This window comes from Streptococcus sp. 4886 (assembly GCF_013276485.1).
In the GTDB taxonomy this organism is placed as follows: domain Bacteria; phylum Bacillota; class Bacilli; order Lactobacillales; family Streptococcaceae; genus Streptococcus.
In genome coordinates, this window is sequence record NZ_VMLD01000018.1 from 77,311 (window position 1) to 95,454 (window position 18,144).

Genomic DNA, 18,144 nt, shown 5'->3' on the forward strand with positions numbered 1-18,144 from the left:
ATTCCCCAAGCAAAATAATTACGGAGGTGAACACACTAATGAGTGAAGCAATTATTGCTAAAAAAGCGGAACTAGTTGACGTAGTAGCTGAAAAAATGAAAGCTGCTGCATCTATCGTCGTTGTAGACGCTCGTGGTTTGACAGTTGAGCAAGATACAGTTCTTCGTCGTGAGCTTCGTGGAAGCGAAGTTGAGTATAAAGTCATTAAAAACTCAATCTTGCATCGTGCAGCTGAAAAAGCTGGTCTTGAAGATCTTGCATCAGTATTCGTTGGACCATCTGCAGTAGCATTTTCTAACGAAGATGTTATTGCACCAGCGAAAATCTTGAACGACTTTTCTAAAAACGCTGAAGCACTTGAAATCAAAGGTGGTGCAATCGAAGGCGCTGTCGCATCTAAAGAAGAGATTCTTGCACTTGCAACTCTTCCAAACCGCGAAGGACTTCTTTCTATGCTCCTTTCTGTACTTCAAGCGCCAGTGCGCAACGTTGCTCTTGCAGTCAAAGCGGTTGCAGAAAGCAAAGAAGACGCAGCTTAATCTTAAGCTACGTAGCGTAGCCTAGCTACGAAAATCTATTATAAATTTAAAACATATTTGGAGGAAATAACAATGGCATTGAACATTGAAAACATTATTGCTGAAATTAAAGAAGCTTCAATCCTTGAATTGAACGACCTTGTAAAAGCTATCGAAGAAGAATTTGGTGTAACTGCAGCTGCTCCTGTAGCTGTTGCTGCAGCTGGTGCTGCTGACGCTGGTGCTGCTAAAGATTCATTCGACGTTGAATTGACATCTGCAGGCGACAAAAAAGTTGGCGTTATCAAAGTTGTACGTGAAATCACAGGTCTTGGTCTTAAAGAAGCTAAAGAACTTGTTGACGGTGCACCAGCACTTGTTAAAGAAGGCGTTGCAACTGCAGAAGCTGAAGAAATCAAAGCTAAATTGGAAGAAGCTGGAGCTTCAGTTACTCTTAAATAATAGAGCGACTACATTAGTAGCTTAAAAACATGATTAAATCGCTATTCTTAGGAGTAGTGGTTTTTCTTTTTGTTTAAGAAGTTGGCGAGTAAGTAATACTCAATGAAAATCAAAGAGCAAACTAGGAAACTAGCCGCAGGCTGCTCAAAACACTGTTTTGAGGTTGCAGATAGAACTGACGAAGTCAGCTCAAAACACTGTTTTGAGGTTGCAGATAGAGCTGACGAAGTCAGTATCATATACATACGGTAAGGCGACGCTGACGTGGTTTGAAGAGATTTTCGAAAAGTATAAAATAGATTGAATTTAGAATAGTCCACTGAGTTTTATAAAACATTGTTAGAAATTGGTTTGAATTCCGCAATCAATTTGTTCGGTTTTTATTTCATTTAATTTAATTAAATTAGAATTTCCCAACCGTTTAACTCAAGATAAAAATCCCCAATCGAAGCGATTGAGGATTAAGCAAATGAATCTTAAACAATACCTTGGGCAATCATAGCGTTTGCTACATTTTCAAATGCAGCAATGTTTGCTCCTGCAAGATAGTCTTTATCAAGACCATATGTTTCTGAAGTTGTTTTAGCTGTGTTGAAGATGTTTGTCATGATGTCTTTGAGACGTCCATCAACTTCCTCACGAGTCCATGAGAGGCGAAGACTGTTTTGGCTCATTTCAAGGGCTGAAACGGCTACACCACCAGCGTTGGCAGCTTTGGCAGGTCCGTAGAAGATACCATTTTCTTTGTAGATTTTGATGGCATCAAGGTCGCTCGGCATGTTGGCACCTTCAGATACACAGATAACGCCTTGAGCAACCAAACGTTTAGCTGCTTCACCGTTGATTTCGTTTTGAGTAGCACATGGAAGCGCAATATCATAGTTTCCAGCGTAAGTCCATACAGAACCTTCGTGATATGTTGCAGTTGCTTTCTCAGCTGCATACTCAGTCAAACGAGCACGACGTTTCTCTTTAACATCAACCAAAAGATCGAAGTCGATACCATTTTCATCGATGACATAACCGTTTGAGTCAGATACAGAGATGACAGTAGCGCCAAGTTCAGTCGCTTTTTGAAGAGCGTATTGAGCAACGTTCCCAGAACCTGAAATAACCACTTTCTTACCAGCAAAGCTATTACCGTTAGCTTTCAGCATTTCTTCAGTATAGTAAACCAAACCGTAACCAGTTGCTTCTGGACGAATCAAGCTACCACCAAATTCAAGAGGCTTACCAGTCAAGACACCAGCATCAAATTGGTTAAGACGCTTGTATTGACCATAAAGGTAACCAATTTCACGTCCACCTACGCCGATATCACCAGCAGGTACGTCAAGTGATGGTCCGATGTGTTTTTGCAACTCAGTCATGAAGCTTTGGCAGAAGCGCATCACTTCAGCATCTGTTTTACCTTTAGGATCGAAGTCTGATCCACCTTTACCTCCACCGATTGGAAGTCCAGTCAAGACGTTTTTGAAGATTTGTTCAAATCCGAGGAATTTCAAAATCCCTTGGTTTACAGTTGGGTGGAAACGAAGTCCTCCTTTGTATGGTCCAACAGCTGAGTTGAATTGAACACGGTAACCACGGTTTACTTGAATTTTTCCATCACGGTCAACCCAAGGAACACGGAAAGAAATTACGCGCTCAGGCTCAGTAATACGTGCCAAGATATTTTCTTCGATATACTCAGGGTGTTTTTCAAATACAGGTTCCAAAGTGTTGAAAAATTCTTCAACAGCTTGGAGGAATTCAGCCTCGTGCCCATTACGAGCTTTTACAGTTTCAAACACGCTTTGGATATATTCTTTAGCAGATGTCATATCGTTCTCCTTTTGTTGTCATATTTTATTACATGAGCTATTATAGCAGAATTTTTTTAAACTGTAAAGAGAAAAACAAAAATTTTCTAAAAATTCTTTCAATTTAGTTTTAAGACTTTTTGAAAATAGACAAAAAACGAACCTTTTTCTTGTAAATATCTTTCTCAAAGAGAAAATCTGAAAATATGCTATAAGAAAAGAAAATGTTTAGCAATTCAGAAATCACTTGTTAATTTATCCATGATATGTTAGATTTGCCAGCAAAACTATGACCATTTTGGAGGAAAGAAATATTTACATCTCCTTATTCAGGGCAGGATTTTCTATACAAGTATAGATGTCTTGCTGGAGTTGGATCATGGAACCCAAGCGGTTATTGAGATTTAGAACTATCATCAGAATTTTTTCATTAGACTTGTTCGGTAACCATAAAGTACTATACTATCTATGAACAAGACCCAGAAAAAGTAGCTTTATTTCTTAAGAATTTTAATAGTTTAAAGCATCTAGTACCTGTTTATATTGATAAAACAGGATTCGATACTTATTTTTATCGAGAGTATGGTCGCTCATTAAAAGGTCAGATAATAAGAGGTAAAGTATCTGGAAGAAGATATCAGAGGATTTCTTTGGTTGCAGGGCTAACAAATGGTGAGTTAATCGCTCCAATGACTTACGAAGAGACGATGACGAGCGACTTTTTTGAAGCATGGTTTCAGAAGTTTCTCTTACCAACATTAACCACACCATCGGTTATTATTATGGATAATGCAAGATTCCAATAGAATAGCTAGGATAGAACTCTTGTGTGAAGAGTTTGGGCATAAACTTTTACCTCTTACTCCCTACTCACCTGAGTACAATCCTATTGAGAAAATATGGACTCATATCAAAAAGGTATTACCAAGTTGCAAGACCTTTTACGAGGCTCTTTTGTATTGTTCTTGTTTCAGTTTGTTATAAACGCCTAAGATAAGAGCTATACTAGGTAAATAAAAATCTCTATACTATCTGAAAGTGAAGATTACTCACTGTGAGATAGTATAGAGCCTTTTTGTTGTAGTTAAATTATCCTACCCACTCACCATTGTCATTGACACGGTAGTCGTCAGGTGTAGTCGTATTGATTGCTAGGGCTCCAGAACTATAGGCATAGTACCATTTACCAGATACCTTCATCCAGCCTGTTTTCATAGCCCCTGAATCTTGAAGGTAGTACCAGCTACCATTATCTTTGAGCCAACCAGTCTTCATAGCGCCTGAACCGTCGAGATAGTACCAGCTACCGTCTTTTACCCAGCCAGTTTGCATCCAGCCAGAGTTGTCAAAGCGATACCAAGTTCTATTTATTTTTTCCCATCCATTACTCGTGTATGAGCCGTCATTGTGTTTAAACCACCAACGTCCGTTTGATTGAATCCAACTTCCGAAGTATTGGGAATGATTGAACCAACTTCTTAGTCGATTAAGAAATTCGGCAGGGTCATTGGTCTCATCGTCTAGTTTCTGACTTGAATTTGTATTTTCATTTTTGGTTTTATGAGTTCCGATAGCCTTTAAGTCTTTGTCAAAAAGATTTGCCTTAGTCGCAAATGTTTGAATCTGAGAAGCATTTGCTTCTGTATATTGAATGGCCTTTCCATAACCACCAGCTAATTCTTCAGAGCCACCAGATGCTGTTCCGAGACTTTGTGCAACAGTAATCCATCCATTTTGAGTGGCAGGGTTTTCAAAGGCTGCAAGCCCCATATAGGTCAGTTTTGGATCAATTAAGGATTTATAGTGTCCAGTTTGACCTGTAACACTGACACCACTACGAGATTTAACATAATCGGCTTTTTCATCATACCATTGCTGGATGGCCTTCATAAATCCATTGTAGTTCCAAGCCAAATTTTCTGAAAGGGAGAAATTTCCTGTAGGCCAAGCGCTCCAAATATCCTTACTAGACAAGCGTGTGTGATCAATGGTGATCGAAGCTTCTGCTGCACGAACGAAGGCAGTTTTTTCTAGTGCAGTTGACCATTTGATGGGAACATAGCTAGTAACTAGACCTTCATCTGCCGCCTCTTTTCGAATGGCATTGATACGGTCTAAGATAGCTTGTTTATCTGGCGTTAAGAAAGTCCCTTCAATCCCAACTAGAGTAGTACCAGAAGAAGCACTAGTGACCTCAGAGTTTAAGATATTGTAGGATTGACCATTGATTGCTTGAGTGGAAACCAGCCTATCATTAGCAGCTACTGATTGTGATGTAAGAGTTCCAGCTCCTAACAAGGAAAGTACTAAAACTGTAGCAAGTGTGAACTTTTTAGTTTTATTGTTCATTTTGTGTCCTCCTATTTTTATTATAACATCTCTACTGGGCAGAGTAAACTAAAATTCGGTATAGCTAGGGACTAGATTTATTTTAAATTTAGATGTTTGCAAAAATTTTTCTTAAATTTGGTGTATAATATAAATAGATGATTTTAATGAATCTACTCGACTTGTTCGATAACTATCTGAAGCGAGATTAGGTGTTCAGAAATTGAATTTTTAAGGTTCCAACTTAGCCATACTTTTTAGGTTTCACATCTTTAAATAAGCTAAACACTCCATAATATCATATAAATTATAGTTTAGAGGATGTAGAACAACTCTTCTTTCATCAAGGAAGTAAAATAACTCAATAATACAGGGATTCCATTCCCCTAGAAAGGTTAAATAAATGAAATCATATAAGAAATTTACGATTCTTGCTCTGGCTCTTCTTGGATTCACTAGCCAAACAGTTTTAGCTAATGATGCTAGTCATCCTACGAATAACTCTATCGGTGGTTCAACTACTAGCTCTGCAAGTCCTTTTCAAGTAGCTACAGAAAATCAGCCAACGACTCCTAGTTCGAGTAAGCAGGAGACAAAGCCAACTCTTCCTACTGAGTCTAAGCTACAAACTGGTTGGGTAAAAGAAGACGGGAAGTGGACTTATTATAGTCAAACAGGTGTCAAATTTACAGATACTCTTTATGAGGGCTACCTATTTGATAAGGATGGTTACTTACTTGAAAATAGCTGGTATCAGATGGCTAACAAGTGGTACTACGCCAATGGCTCAGGAAAATATCTGTCTAACCAATGGAGTCAAATCAATGGTAAATGGTATGCATTTGATCAAAATGGTGCCATGATGGCTAATACTTGGAAGGGAAACTATTACCTGAAATCCAGTGGGGCTATGGCAGATAAAGAATGGGTGTACGATCCCAACTATTCTAGCTGGTTTTATCTCAAGTCAGGTGGGCATTATGCTGAGCAGCAATGGGTTGGCTCTTACTATCTAAAATCTGGTGGCTACATGGCTCACAAAGAGTGGCTTTATGATCAAGATTATAAAGCTTGGTATTATCTTAAAGAAGATGGCGTTTATGTCACTGGAACTTATACTATTGATGGAAGTAGTCATTTTTTCAAAGATAATGGTAAATGGGTGCAAGAACTTCCAAAAGGATTTGAAAAGGGGCGCTATAGTAAAACTATCTTCCTAGATCCAGGGCATGGTGGACGTGATTCGGGCGCTTACTATTATGGAATAGCTGAAAAAGATTTGAATCTACAGGTCTCTCGTAAATTACGGAAACGTTTAGAAGAATTGGGCTATACAGTTCTAACATCTCGTGATAGTGATGTGGATGTTGACTTTGTGACAGAGCGTTCTCGTATGGTAAATAAGACGAATGCAGACTTCTTTATTAGTATTCATTTTAATGCTACTGGGAATGACACAACACTGAATCTGGGAATACAGACTTATTCTTATAAGGAAGATGCAGGTTACCCGAGCAAGATTAACCAGTACTGGCATAATAATCCAGACCGTATAAGTGAAAGTAATCGTTTGGCAGCTGATCTTCATTCATCTCTCTTGACCGAGACAGGAGCTAGAGATGCTGGGCTTTTGCAAGCCACCTTCGCTGTTCTTCGTGAGACTGCGAAACCTGCTGTGTTATTAGAGTTGGGTTATATGGATAATCCAGAAGAAAACCAACGAATCCGTAGTGAACAATACCAAGATAAGTTGGTTGAAGGTATTATTAAAGGAATTCAAAAATATTACGCTGGAAATTAAGAAACTAGATCAAACTAAGCTTTGGAGATTGTCCTAGGCTTAGTTTTTTACATTTGTAATGCTATTCATAACATTAAATTGTCTGAAAATTTATTGAAAAATGAGTGAAAACATGGTATAATGAAAGGTAAAATTAATTCAGGTTTCCTGAACCGATAGGAGTATACAATGAAAAAACTAGGTTTTGTCCTTTTATCTTCAGTCTTGCTATTGACAGCTTGTGCTGTTAGGTTTGAAAAATCAACCGAGACAAATGATTCATCTAAGGTGACAGCCTTGTCTGAAGACAAGCAGAAAATGCTTGATAAGGCCACTGCTGACTATAAGACTTTTGTGCAAGAGCAAATCGATAAACTCTTGACAGATACGGAAGGCTTTGTCAAACTGTTGAAAGAAGGTAAGTTAGAAGAAGCCAAAAAGGTTTATCCACTGATTCGTATGTCTTATGAGCGTTCAGAACCGATTGCTGAAAGTTTTGGTGAGTCAGATGTCAAGATTGACTTCCGTTTGGCAGACTACATGGACGAAAACAAGACTGAAGAAGGATGGTCTGGTTTCCACCGTATCGAGCGTATCCTTTGGGAAGACAATACAACTAAAGGAACTGAAAATCAAGATAAGAAAGAGTAAATCTGCTCTAATAAAAAAACTTTGTTCTCTAGAAACCATTGTGTGGCTATCGAGAGTGCAAAGTTTTTTTGAGTTTGGAACATGAAAACAGCAGTTGATTTCAAGAAAGAAAAAAGAACAGCCGAAACTGTTCTTTTTATCATTATTTGAGACCGTATTTTACAAAGATATACTCTATAGTGTTTAAATCCTTATTAAATCAACGTTTCTAAAGGGGATATAGCTGTAAAATATTATATATATACCGTATTGTTAAACCAAGACGGTACCAAAAAGGTACCAAAAATTAAGGTTTCAGAGCTTATAAAATAATGAAAGTTGTCTCAATCAGTTGAGCTTTTTTTATTGCATTTTTGTAGCAAAGTGACGTAGTCGCTCTTTGTGTGGAATAAGTGGGAAAGAAAAACAAGTTCTTTGAGTTTGGTCGATAAAGTAAAGCAAGATATACTGACCGATAATTTTTCCTCGCGTAGGGTACTTACTGTTGATTTTTAGTCCTATTTTTTCATCTGCATCAAAGCCAGCTTCAGGAAAAGTTTCTAAACTTTTTAAGCCGTCTAAAATTTTGGCTACAGTATTCTTAGCCGACTGGGGTGATAAAAGAACAGTGCTGATGTAGTTATGGATACTGTCAATTGCCTGACTCACTTCAGTAGATAGAATCACTTTATAAATCATATCGTAGCCTCATGTCATCTAGGGGAGTTCCTTGTCCGGATTCATATTCTCTTAAGGCGCGTTCAGATTGGGCTTGTAGCTCCTGAATCAATCGTTCACGGTGTAAATCTTCTGCAGTTTTTATTGGCAAATCTTGTTCGAGAACAATCTGCTCGATAAAAAGACTAATAGCATCCGTCATAGTCATTCCTTTTTCCTTGATGATAGCTCTAGCTTGTTCCATTGATGACTCATTGATTTTAAAATTGTACTGTTTAGTAAGTGATGTCGTCATGGTATATCTCCAATCTATACTATATATAGCTAGTATATATCTTTTATATTTTTTAGGCAAGAGAAAACTTTGTACTCTAGAAACTACCGAGAGTGCAAAGTTTTTTAGTTTGGAACATGAAAACAGCAGTTGATTTCAAGAAATAAAAAAGAACAGCCGAAGCTGTCTTTCTATCATTATTTGAGACCGTATTTTTTGTTGAAACGATCCACGCGTCCATCTGCTTGAGTGAACTTTTGACGTCCAGTGTAGAATGGGTGTGAGTCTGATGAAATTTCCACACGGATCAATGGGTAAGTTTCGCCTTCGAACTCAACTGTTTCGTTAGAGCGTTTTGTTGAACCGCTAAGGAATTGGTAACCAGTAGTTGTGTCCATGAAGACAACTGGGCGATATTCTGGATGGATATCTTTTTTCATTTTGCAATAGTTCCTTTCTGCCATGGTCTCTTTGCGAGCCATAGATTGTTACCATACTAGTCTATCAGATTCTGAAAAGTTTGGCAAGTATTTTATCAGTTTTTAAGCAAGTTTTTTAACTTTTGGTAGATGATTTCGTTTTCCTCTAGACTATAGGAATTAGCACCGCTTGCTAGAGGGTGGCCTCCTCCATCATGTTCTTTGGCAATTTCATTGATAGGATGAATTTTACTGCGTAAGCGAACGCGGTAGTGGCCATCAGCCTGCTCTACAAAAATTCCCCAGAGACTCACACTATCAATACGTCCAGGTGCACCGACAACAGCTGCAGTTTCAGCATCGGTGACATTGAATCGTTTTAAGATTTCCTGACTCAGGATAACGCGCGCTGCACCATTTTCATCCACTTCCAGATGGTCGTAGATGTAGCCTTGAAGTTTAGCAATTTTGTAACTCATAGTGTCCATTTTGCGAGTGAGAGTTGCAAAGTCAAAGTTATGTTCTCTCAAATAAGCAGCAAGGTGAAGAGTCCGTGCAGTCGTAGAAGGATAAAGGAAGCGACCTGTATCACCGATAATTCCTGCAAAGAGCAACTCAGCAGAGCGATCTGACAAGGCCAGTTGGGTTGTTTGGGCAAATAGGGTAATCATCTCACTAGCGCTACTTGAACTAGTATCCACCCAAGATAGGTCACCATATACATCATCATTTGGATGGTGGTCAATCTTAATGAGAAAATCACCTTGACTATAGCGCTTATCATCTATACGAGCAGTATTAGCTGTATCACAGATGATGACAAGTGCTCCCTGGTAGGCACTATCTTCAACAAGATCCATTTCAGCCATCCAAGTAAGAGTTGGTTCATCAAAACCAACGGCTTTGATGGTTTTTTCTGGGAAATGATGTTTGAGAAGAGTTTTCAATCCCACCTGACTTCCCAAGGCATCAGGGTCTGGTTTCATATGACGGTGAATGATAATCGTGTCGTATTCTTTAATTTTTTCTAAAATTTGATGGCAAATTTCCATAAATAACCTCAATTCTTTCTCATTTCATTGTAGCACAAGAATTTTTATTTTTAAAATGAAAAAGATGTGATATAATGGAGAAAGATAAATTGAGGAGGACGATATGGCATTAGCAAAAATTGTATTTGCCAGTATGACCGGTAATACCGAAGAAATTGCAGATATTGTAGCAGACAAATTACGTGACTTGGGCTTGGATGTCGATGTTGATGAATGTACAACTGTTGACGCTTCAGACTTCTTGGAAGCAGACATCGCTATCGTTGCGACCTATACTTACGGTGATGGAGAATTGCCAGATGAGATGATGGACTTCTACGAAGACCTAGCAGATCTCAACTTGAATGGTAAAATCTACGGAGTGGTCGGCTCAGGAGATACCTTCTACGATGAATTCTGTAAGGCTGTTGATGACTTTGACCGTGTTTTTGTAGCGACAGGAGCAGAAAAAGGTTCAGAGTGTGTCAAAGTTGATCTCTCTGCTGAGGAAGAAGACATTGAACGCTTGGAACAATTCGCAGAAGAATTGGCTGCTAAAGTAGGATAAGCATAAGAGTGCGCTGATGTAATCAATCAGTGCATTTTTCTTATCGTTAGTTGGGATTTTACTAGCCTATTTGGTTGCTTTTTGATACAATAATTCAAATAAAGGAGGAGACTGTATGGATTTAGATATTATTCGTCAAGAAATTGATCAAATCGACGACCAAATCGTCAAGCTCTTAGAAGAACGAATGCATTTGGTTGAGGGGGTAGTTGCCTATAAGAAAGCTTCAGGTAAACCGATTTTAGATACTAAGAGAGAAGAAGTTATTTTTGAAAAGGTTAGAAGTCGTGTAGAGGACAAGCGCTATCAGGAGACTATTGTCGCGACTTTTTCGGACATACTCAAACGTTCGCGTGATTATCAGGATCAAAACATCAAATGAAAAAAGAACAATTTTATCCGCTAGGGATTTTTCTAGCTGCTATGTTGGGTGGACTTGTCCGCTACCTAGTTTCCACTTGGTTACCAGCCAGTCCAGACTTTCCTTGGGGCACTCTCTTTGTCAACTATCTGGGCATTTTCTGCTTGGTTTATCTTGTCAAGGGTTATTTGGTCTATAAGGGAACCAGTAAAGGCGTTATTTTAGCTCTGGGGACAGGTTTTTGTGGGGGGCTGACAACTTTTTCCAGTCTCATGCTTGATGCTGTGAAACTGCTTGATACAGGGCGTTATCTTAGTTTAGTTATGTATTTGCTTTTGAGTATTGGTGGAGGTCTACTCTTGGCTTATTTTCTAGGGAGGAAGAAATGGTAATCGTCTATCTTGCAATTGCTTGTGGCTTAGGAGCGCTCGTACGTTATTTCTTTTCCCGCTATAATCAAGCATCTAAATTGCCCCTCGGAACTCTCATAGCCAATCTTTTAGGTTGTTTTTTGATTGGATTATTCTATAATCATGTAGAGTCTAAGGAAGTCTATGCTATTCTAGCAACAGGATTTTGTGGCGGTTTAACGACTTTCTCTACCTTGAATGACGAACTCCAAAGACTGTTAAGTGATAAGAAGGTATTTTATAGCTACCTAGCCTTAACCTACATAGGTGGTTTAGTTGCGATTTTTTTAGGAATTCTGCTATAAATTTCTTTACTTTTTTGTGGAAATTTGGTAAACTGTATCTTGTGTGTAATGGACGCACAAAAATACAGTTTATCCGCTGAGGAAGATTCCTCAAGATTGACAAAGATAGGAGAATAAAATGAATCCATTAATCCAAAGCTTGACTGAAGGTCAACTTCGTACAGATATCCCATCATTCCGTCCTGGTGACACTGTTCGTGTACACGCGAAAGTTGTCGAAGGTAACCGTGAACGTATCCAGATTTTTGAAGGTGTTGTTATCGCACGTAAAGGTGCTGGAATCTCAGAAAACTACACAGTTCGTAAAATCTCTAACGGTGTAGGTGTTGAGCGTATCTTCCCAATCCACACTCCACGTGTTGAAAAAATCGAAGTTGTTCGTTACGGTAAAGTACGTCGTGCGAAATTGTACTACTTGCGTGCTCTTCAAGGTAAAGCAGCTCGTATCAAAGAAATCCGTCGTTAATTCGACTAAAAAACTCTGCTTTTTCAGCAGAGTTTTTATCTAGCCCCCTTAGTTCAATGGATATAACAACTCCCTCCTAAGGAGTAGTTGCAGGTTCGATTCCTGCAGGGGGCATGTAATTAGATATCAAAGAAGTTTGTCAAAAAGTCTTTGATATTAAAAGAACGCATAATATAGGGGATTTATGTACTGACCCCCAAAAGTTAGATTTTTTCTGTCTAACTTTTGGGGTGCAGTTCATTATCTCCATAATATTATGCGTTTTATTATTGAAAAATTTGGGCAATCATCAGATAAAATTGAGACTATATCGAGTATATAAATGTTTGTATAATCAATTTATTCAAAATCGTCAAGTTCTAAATTATTTAAAGGACTATAACATTCATATTTCTTTAAGTAATTGTTTATTTCTTCAGCAGTAGAACAAGGTAAATTAACTCTTAAATAGTCAATATCTTCTTTAGATAAAAAATGATTTGCATTCAAAATTGAGAAGCGAAATAATGCTTCATCAAAAGCAAAATCGTAATCGTCATCAGATAATGATTCCATTAATGTTTGAATATGTTTTAGTGAGTAGTCAGGTATCGAATCGGGATAATATACTGGATAATCAGTGGCTGAAAAATTGTTTTCTAATCCTGAACTAGTAATTATCAAAGATTCTATGTAATATATTAAATAATGTTTAATATTACCTTCTTGTTCCAAATGTCTTCCTTGAGCCTTTCGTGTGTTAGATAAACATCCAAAATCTCCTGATACAGTATTCCTATGAGCTTGTTTATTTAAAAGACTCCATTTTATATCACCAAAAGTTGCTTTAAAAGAGATATTATTTTTTTCTTTACAATAATCTTCCATAGTTATGTCTTTATCATAGTATGCTTTGATATAGTCACTATGTTCGATAATAAGATTTTGTGCTTCTTTTGTTAGTTTAAATTCGAACGGAATATCTAATTTGTCAACGTTGATATTATTAATTATTCTTGTAATTAATTCTGCTTTTTTTCCAGAAGTAGGTAAATTATGTTTAGATAATATAGTTTTTAATTCTACTACTTTAAGATATGATAAAGTCTTATTTTTAGTGAAGTATCCTAATTTGTATAATTGATTGTGTGTAGATTCAGGGTCAATTTGAAGAGAGTATTTAAAATATCTTGGGAAATTATAATTTCTCCCTGTTTTTTGAGTCCAATCTATGAGTATGAGTTGTCCAGGAGTAAGGCCGCACTCTAATTTGTTTAGGTAAAAATTGTTACAATCAGAATTTGTGTCTCTATTATGATTATTTTGTTTTAAATTAAATAGTTTGCTAAAAAAATTCATTGGATTTTATTGCTAATCAATTCTTATTGAAAAATGATACTTTTACAGTACCCATGTCCGGATGGCATGGGCAACGCCGGATTCATCATTTGTTTTGGTGATGTATTTGGCGATTTTTTTGATTTCTGGATTTCCATTTTCCATGACAACGGGGTTGCCAACGACTTCCAGCATGGCACGGTCATTTTCTTCGTCGCCGATCGCCATGGTTTCATCTTTGGTCAATCCGAGTTTTTCAGCTAGGTGGGTGATGGCTGAACCTTTGTCCACATTCTTTTTAAGGAGCTCGAGGTAGAAAGGAGCGGATTTGTTGATGGAGTAGCGTTCGTAAAATTCTGCTGGGATTTTTTCAATAGCAGTATCGAGTATTTCTGGTTCATCGATGAACATACACTTGACGATTTCTTTATCGGCCATTTCTTCAGGTGTACGGTAGAAAATGGGCATGCTGACGAGGGTTGATTCGTGAACTGTGTATTTTCCGATATTGCGATTGGCAGTATAGATACCGTCCTTGGTAATAGCATGCATATGGACACCGAGCTTACGACTGAGGAATTCCATATCTAGATAATCCTCATAGGTCAAGGATTCGCTGATAATCTCATGTCCTGTAGCAGTTTCTTGGACAAGGGCACCATTGAAGGTCACCACATAGTCACCCTCGTCTCTCAACTGCAAGTCGTCCAGAAGTTTGGCAACACCTGCGATAGGGCGGCCAGTTGCAATGACGACTTTGACACCTGCTTCTTTGGCATCTTGAATGGCAGAAAAGACTTCAGGAGTGATCTCCTTTTGGCTGTTGACTAGGGTTCCGTCGATATCAACGGCAATTAGTTTAATACTCATAAATTTCCTCTTCTAGTTTTTATTTGGAGTAAAATGATCGTTCTCAATCAAGTGTAAAAATTGCTGGGTGATACTTGCGAAGATACTGTTTTGGTCCAACATTTCCTTTGGAAAATAGAAACGATTATCTCCGTGTCGACTGCCAGCAAGGGATTGGACGATAGGAGACAGGCTAGAGAGTTCGGCTAGTTCTCCATTTTTTTGTAAAATCTCAATCTGTGTCCGTGGATTTTCAGATTCGGGACGATAGATATCATAAGGGAGGTCAAAGTTCTTATGAATGGCAGTGTAGTAGTCGGGGTCAAAGCCGATGTCCTCAACCAATTTTCTCATGCTAGCGAGTTGGTCTTGATCTTCTTGTGAAAAGGTAATGGATTTAAAGACCTTGCGGTTGACAAAGCGTTGCGACAGGTCTGCGAGTATCTTGTCAGGACTGGTCATCCAGAGCTGGAAGTAGGTATTCATCACACCATCATCCAGAGCCAGATAATCAGACAAGGTCACATTTTTTTCAAAGAAAGGCAGGAGATGTGGGGAAGTTCGTGCAAAGAAGTCCTTATCTTCTGGATAAAGTTCCTTAGCCCGTTTGAGAAGGTTTTGAAGGAGGACCTCCATGGCGCGTGTTGCTGGGTGAAAATAAACCTGCATATACATCTGGTAGCGACTGAGGACGTAGTCTTCGATAGCGTGCATGCCATTGCGCTGAAAGGCGATACCATTTTCGACAGGACGAATGACTCGGAGGATGCGAGTCAGGTCAAATTCCCCATAGGATGCTCCTGTAAAATAGGAGTCGCGCAAGAGATAGTCCATGCGGTCCGCATCAATCTGACTAGAAATGAGTTGCACGACCTGCTTGTTAGGATAGGTATGGTCTATGACACTGGCTACCTTTTCTGGAAAATCTGGCGCCACTTGTAGCAGGACTTGATGAATCTCCGTTTCAGGACTTTGGATGATTTCCTGAGTAATGGCCTCATGATCTGTATCAAAGAGATGTTCAAAAGTATGGGAGTAGGCACCATGTCCAAGGTCATGTAGGAGAGCAGCGGTCATGGTCAAGAGAGACTCGGCAGGATTCCATTCTTCAGGATATTTTTCTTCAAAAATCTCCGTGATACGTCGTGCAATTTCATAGACTCCTAGACAGTGAGAGAAGCGACTATGTTCTCCACCGTGGAAGGTATAACTGGAAGTTCCCAGTTGTTTGATACGACGCAAACGCTGAAATTCTTTTGTATTAATCAAGTCATAGATGATTTGATTGTTGACATGGATGTAGTTGTGAACTGGGTCACGGAATACTTTTTCGTTCATATGACCATTATAGCAAAATCCTGCTCTTTTTGGTAAAATAGTAGGACAAGAGACAAGAAAGAGGACTTGATGTGAAGATTCGGATGCGAAATAGGATTCAGTTTGATGAACAGTTGGAAGTGATTGACCAGCTTTATGATGTTGAAGTGCATGAAAAGGGAGATTATAGCTACCTGCTTTTCTATAATGAGGAAAAGGAAAAAGTAGTGATTAAATTCCATGGTCAAGAACTGGTGATGAGCCGTTTTTCAAATCCCAAGACCATTATGCGCTTTCTAAAAAATAGCGATAGTTTAGCCTACATTCCTACACCAATGGGCATGCAGGAATTTGTTATCCAAACCAGTCGCTATGAAGTTGATGGGCAAAAGATTGAACTAGATTATCAACTACAAAATCAAGAGGGACATCCCTTTGCCAGCTATCAATTGGAAATTACTTGGGGCTAGGCTTATGTCTTTTTCAAATTTACCTGGCTATCTTCTCGGATTGGCTTCCTAATGTGGTAGATTAGGCTAATTTTTGGTATAATAAAAGTTATGGAAATTGAAAAAACCAATCGTATGAATGCGCTCTTTGAATTTTATGCAGCGCTTTTGACAGACAAGCAAATGAATTATATCGAGCTCTACTACGCTGATGATTACAGCCTTGCTGAGATTGCCGAGGAATTTGGTGTTAGTCGTCAGGCTGTCTATGATAATATCAAGCGGACAGAAAAAATTCTGGAAGATTATGAGATGAAATTGCACATGTACTCGGACTACATTGTCCGAAGTCAGATTTTTGACCAGATTTTAGAGCGCTATCCCAAGGATGACTTTCTGCAGGAGCAGATAGAAATTTTAACAAGCATTGATAATAGAGAATAAGAGGAAGAAAAATGGCATTTGAAAGTTTAACAGAACGTTTGCAGAACGTCTTTAAAAATCTACGTAAAAAAGGAAAAATCTCTGAATCTGATGTCCAAGAGGCAACCAAAGAAATTCGCTTGGCCTTGCTTGAGGCCGACGTTGCCTTGCCTGTTGTAAAGGACTTTATCAAGAAAGTTCGTGAGCGTGCAGTCGGGCATGAGGTCATTGATACCCTTAATCCTGCGCAACAAATTATTAAAATCGTTGATGAGGAACTGACGGCTGTTTTGGGTTCTGATACGGCAGAAATTATCAAGTCACCTAAGATTCCTACAATCATCATGATGGTCGGTTTGCAGGGGGCTGGTAAAACAACCTTTGCTGGTAAATTGGCCAACAAACTCAAGAAAGAAGAAAATGCTCGTCCTTTGATGATTGCGGCGGATATCTATCGTCCAGCAGCCATTGACCAGCTTAAGACCTTGGGGCAACAGATTGATGTGCCTGTCTTCGCACTTGGAACAGAAGTACCAGCTGTTGAGATTGTTCGTCAAGGTTTGGAACAATCCCAAGCCAATCATAACGACTATGTCTTGATTGATACGGCAGGTCGTTTGCAGATTGATGAGCTATTGATGAATGAGCTTCGTGACGTAAAAGCACTGGCTCAACCAAATGAAATTCTCCTTGTCGTTGATGCCATGATTGGTCAGGAAGCGGCTAATGTTGCGCGTGAGTTTAATGCTCAGTTGGAAGTGACTGGGGTTATCCTTACCAAGATTGATGGGGACACTCGTGGTGGTGCTGCTCTATCTGTTCGTCACATTACTGGAAAACCAATCAAGTTCACTGGTACTGGTGAAAAGATTACGGACATTGAAACCTTCCACCCAGATCGCATGTCTAGCCGTATCCTTGGTATGGGGGATATGCTCACTTTGATTGAGAAAGCTTCTCAGGAATACGATGAGCAAAAAGCCCTTGAAATGGCTGAGAAGATGCGTGAAAACACCTTTGATTTCAATGATTTCATTGATCAGTTGGATCAGGTGCAAAACATGGGGCCAATGGAAGACTTGCTCAAGATGATTCCAGGTATGGCTAACAATCCAGCCCTTCAAAACATGAAGGTGGATGAGCGTCAGATTGCGCGCAAACGTGCCATTGTGTCTTCAATGACGCCTGAAGAACGTGAAAATCCAGATTTGTTAAATCCAAGCCGTCGTCGTCGTATTGCCGCAGGTTCTGGGAATACATTTGTCGAAGTTAATAAATTCATCAAAGACTTTAACCAGGCTAAACAACTCATGCAAGGAGTTATGTCTGGGGATATGAACAAAATGATGAAGCAAATGGGGATCAATCCAAACAACCTTCCTAAAAATATGCCAAATATGGGAGGAATGGATATGTCTGCCCTTGAAGGAATGATGAGACAAGGTGGTCTGCCTGACTTGTCAGCTCTCGGAGGAGCAGGAATGCCAGATATGAGCCAGATGTTTGGTGGCGGACTCAAAGGTAAAATCGGTGAATTTGCCATGAAACAGTCCATGAAACGCATGGCGAATAAAATGAAAAAAGCAAAGAAGAAACGTAAGTAAGACAAGGGATTGATGCAAATCTCATTTGATGAGAAAATGAAGTAAAAATTTCTATGATAAAACGTATAGTATCAAGTTTTTAGAATACCTGATATTATACGTTTTTTGATTTTAACAATTTACAGATATTTGTATTATAGTGTACGAAAAAAT

Annotated in this window: 20 protein-coding genes, 1 tRNA gene and 4 pseudogenes; 16 read left to right on the plus strand and 9 right to left on the minus strand. The window is 38.8% G+C overall.

Annotated elements, in window-relative coordinates:
* Window positions 1-38 precede the first annotated feature (38 nt).
* From rplJ to HT679_RS11450, 3 genes are all read left to right on the plus strand, one after another.
* Window positions 39-539, plus strand: a complete 501-nt coding sequence (gene rplJ, locus HT679_RS08665; protein WP_138706406.1) for a 50S ribosomal protein L10 — start codon at window positions 39-41, stop codon at window positions 537-539.
* 72 nt (window positions 540-611) lie between these two features.
* On the plus strand, window positions 612-980 hold the full coding sequence (gene rplL, locus HT679_RS08670; protein ID WP_001196965.1) for a 50S ribosomal protein L7/L12: 369 nt from the start codon (window positions 612-614) through the stop codon (window positions 978-980).
* Between the two features lie 102 nt (window positions 981-1,082).
* Window positions 1,083-1,232, plus strand: a complete 150-nt coding sequence (locus HT679_RS11450) for a hypothetical protein (RefSeq protein WP_240149592.1) — start codon at window positions 1,083-1,085, stop codon at window positions 1,230-1,232.
* A gap of 224 nt (window positions 1,233-1,456) precedes the next feature.
* Here the strand turns inward: HT679_RS11450 and gdhA are convergent, their stop codons facing one another.
* Complete coding sequence (gdhA, locus tag HT679_RS08680; RefSeq protein WP_000199528.1) at window positions 1,457-2,803, minus strand: NADP-specific glutamate dehydrogenase; 1,347 nt, start codon at window positions 2,801-2,803, stop codon at window positions 1,457-1,459.
* Between the two features lie 203 nt (window positions 2,804-3,006).
* Between gdhA and HT679_RS11455 the strand changes: the two are divergent.
* Window positions 3,007-3,187: pseudogene (locus HT679_RS11455) on the plus strand (hypothetical protein); the annotation flags it as partial.
* A 56-nt stretch (window positions 3,188-3,243) separates the two neighbouring features.
* A pseudogene (locus tag HT679_RS08685) lies at window positions 3,244-3,766 on the plus strand (transposase); the annotation flags it as partial.
* A 105-nt stretch (window positions 3,767-3,871) separates the two neighbouring features.
* Here the strand turns inward: HT679_RS08685 and HT679_RS08690 are convergent.
* The gene (locus HT679_RS08690; protein WP_173214137.1) at window positions 3,872-5,131 is read right to left on the minus strand and encodes a CAP domain-containing protein; all 1,260 of its coding nucleotides are present in this window, start codon (window positions 5,129-5,131) and stop codon (window positions 3,872-3,874) included.
* Between the two features lie 382 nt (window positions 5,132-5,513).
* Between HT679_RS08690 and HT679_RS08695 the strand changes: the two genes are divergently transcribed.
* Both HT679_RS08695 and HT679_RS08700 read left to right on the plus strand, forming a co-directional pair.
* Entirely contained in the window at window positions 5,514-6,911 is a 1,398-nt protein-coding gene (locus tag HT679_RS08695; protein WP_173214139.1) for an N-acetylmuramoyl-L-alanine amidase, read from the plus strand.
* A 168-nt stretch (window positions 6,912-7,079) separates the two neighbouring features.
* Window positions 7,080-7,523 (plus strand): annotated as a pseudogene (locus tag HT679_RS08700) (EfeM/EfeO family lipoprotein); the annotation flags it as partial.
* Between the two features lie 341 nt (window positions 7,524-7,864).
* On the opposite strand, the pseudogene HT679_RS08705 reads toward HT679_RS08700, so the two are convergent.
* From HT679_RS08705 to HT679_RS08720, 4 genes and pseudogenes are all read right to left on the minus strand, one after another.
* A pseudogene (locus HT679_RS08705) lies at window positions 7,865-8,219 on the minus strand (type II toxin-antitoxin system RelE/ParE family toxin).
* Window positions 8,209-8,493 carry a type II toxin-antitoxin system RelB/DinJ family antitoxin gene (locus tag HT679_RS08710; protein WP_173214141.1) on the minus strand — a complete coding sequence of 95 codons (285 nt, stop codon included), beginning with the start codon at window positions 8,491-8,493 and terminating at the stop codon, window positions 8,209-8,211. The pseudogene HT679_RS08705 and the gene HT679_RS08710 overlap by 11 nt, the downstream one beginning before the upstream one ends.
* A gap of 176 nt (window positions 8,494-8,669) precedes the next feature.
* Complete coding sequence (locus HT679_RS08715; RefSeq protein WP_000710764.1) at window positions 8,670-8,912, minus strand: type B 50S ribosomal protein L31; 243 nt, start codon at window positions 8,910-8,912, stop codon at window positions 8,670-8,672.
* Between the two features lie 95 nt (window positions 8,913-9,007).
* Window positions 9,008-9,943 carry a bifunctional oligoribonuclease/PAP phosphatase NrnA gene (locus HT679_RS08720; RefSeq protein ID WP_173214143.1) on the minus strand — a complete coding sequence of 312 codons (936 nt, stop codon included), beginning with the start codon at window positions 9,941-9,943 and terminating at the stop codon, window positions 9,008-9,010.
* Window positions 9,944-10,046: 103 nt separating this feature from the next.
* Here HT679_RS08720 and HT679_RS08725 point away from each other — a divergent pair, with 103 nt between their 5' ends.
* The 6 genes from HT679_RS08725 (at window position 10,047) to HT679_RS08750 (ending at window position 12,146) form a co-directional block, all read left to right on the plus strand.
* Window positions 10,047-10,490 (plus strand): flavodoxin, encoded by a 444-nt coding sequence (locus HT679_RS08725; RefSeq protein WP_001162125.1) that lies wholly within the window; start codon window positions 10,047-10,049, stop codon window positions 10,488-10,490.
* Window positions 10,491-10,605: 115 nt separating this feature from the next.
* Window positions 10,606-10,872: a chorismate mutase gene (locus HT679_RS08730; RefSeq protein WP_000362440.1), complete on the plus strand. Its 267-nt coding sequence runs from the start codon at window positions 10,606-10,608 to the stop codon at window positions 10,870-10,872.
* Entirely contained in the window at window positions 10,869-11,243 is a 375-nt protein-coding gene (gene crcB / locus HT679_RS08735) for a fluoride efflux transporter CrcB (RefSeq protein ID WP_173214145.1), read from the plus strand. The genes HT679_RS08730 and crcB (HT679_RS08735) overlap by 4 nt, the downstream gene beginning before the upstream one ends.
* Window positions 11,237-11,566, plus strand: coding sequence for a fluoride efflux transporter CrcB (crcB, locus tag HT679_RS08740; protein ID WP_173214148.1), 330 nt, complete (start codon window positions 11,237-11,239; stop codon window positions 11,564-11,566). Before crcB (HT679_RS08735) ends, crcB (HT679_RS08740) begins: the two co-directional genes overlap by 7 nt.
* Window positions 11,567-11,684: 118 nt before the next feature.
* A complete protein-coding gene (gene rplS, locus HT679_RS08745; protein ID WP_001068669.1) occupies window positions 11,685-12,032 on the plus strand; it encodes a 50S ribosomal protein L19 in 348 nt (115 codons plus the stop codon).
* Window positions 12,033-12,074: 42 nt separating this feature from the next.
* Window positions 12,075-12,146, plus strand: a tRNA-Arg gene (locus tag HT679_RS08750).
* Between the two features lie 225 nt (window positions 12,147-12,371).
* Here HT679_RS08750 and HT679_RS08755 read toward each other — a convergent pair.
* Genes HT679_RS08755 through HT679_RS08765 form a run of 3 tightly spaced genes read right to left on the minus strand, consistent with a single transcriptional unit; the run spans window position 12,372 to window position 15,536 of the window.
* The gene (locus HT679_RS08755; RefSeq protein ID WP_173214150.1) at window positions 12,372-13,370 is read right to left on the minus strand and encodes an SAP domain-containing protein; all 999 of its coding nucleotides are present in this window, start codon (window positions 13,368-13,370) and stop codon (window positions 12,372-12,374) included.
* 42 nt (window positions 13,371-13,412) lie between these two features.
* Window positions 13,413-14,219 carry a sugar-phosphatase gene (gene yidA, locus HT679_RS08760; RefSeq protein WP_000023504.1) on the minus strand — a complete coding sequence of 269 codons (807 nt, stop codon included), beginning with the start codon at window positions 14,217-14,219 and terminating at the stop codon, window positions 13,413-13,415.
* Window positions 14,220-14,231: 12 nt separating this feature from the next.
* Window positions 14,232-15,536: an HD domain-containing protein gene (locus HT679_RS08765; RefSeq protein WP_045607053.1), complete on the minus strand. Its 1,305-nt coding sequence runs from the start codon at window positions 15,534-15,536 to the stop codon at window positions 14,232-14,234.
* Window positions 15,537-15,607: 71 nt separating this feature from the next.
* On the opposite strand from HT679_RS08765, the gene HT679_RS08770 reads away from it, so the two are divergent.
* The 3 genes from HT679_RS08770 (at window position 15,608) to ffh (ending at window position 17,991) form a co-directional block, all read left to right on the plus strand.
* Window positions 15,608-15,985: a DUF1934 family protein gene (locus tag HT679_RS08770; RefSeq protein WP_173214152.1), complete on the plus strand. Its 378-nt coding sequence runs from the start codon at window positions 15,608-15,610 to the stop codon at window positions 15,983-15,985.
* 90 nt (window positions 15,986-16,075) lie between these two features.
* Window positions 16,076-16,408, plus strand: a complete 333-nt coding sequence (locus HT679_RS08775; RefSeq protein ID WP_000402066.1) for a putative DNA-binding protein — start codon at window positions 16,076-16,078, stop codon at window positions 16,406-16,408.
* Between the two features lie 11 nt (window positions 16,409-16,419).
* Entirely contained in the window at window positions 16,420-17,991 is a 1,572-nt protein-coding gene (ffh, locus tag HT679_RS08780; RefSeq protein ID WP_173214154.1) for a signal recognition particle protein, read from the plus strand.
* Window positions 17,992-18,144 lie beyond the last annotated feature (153 nt).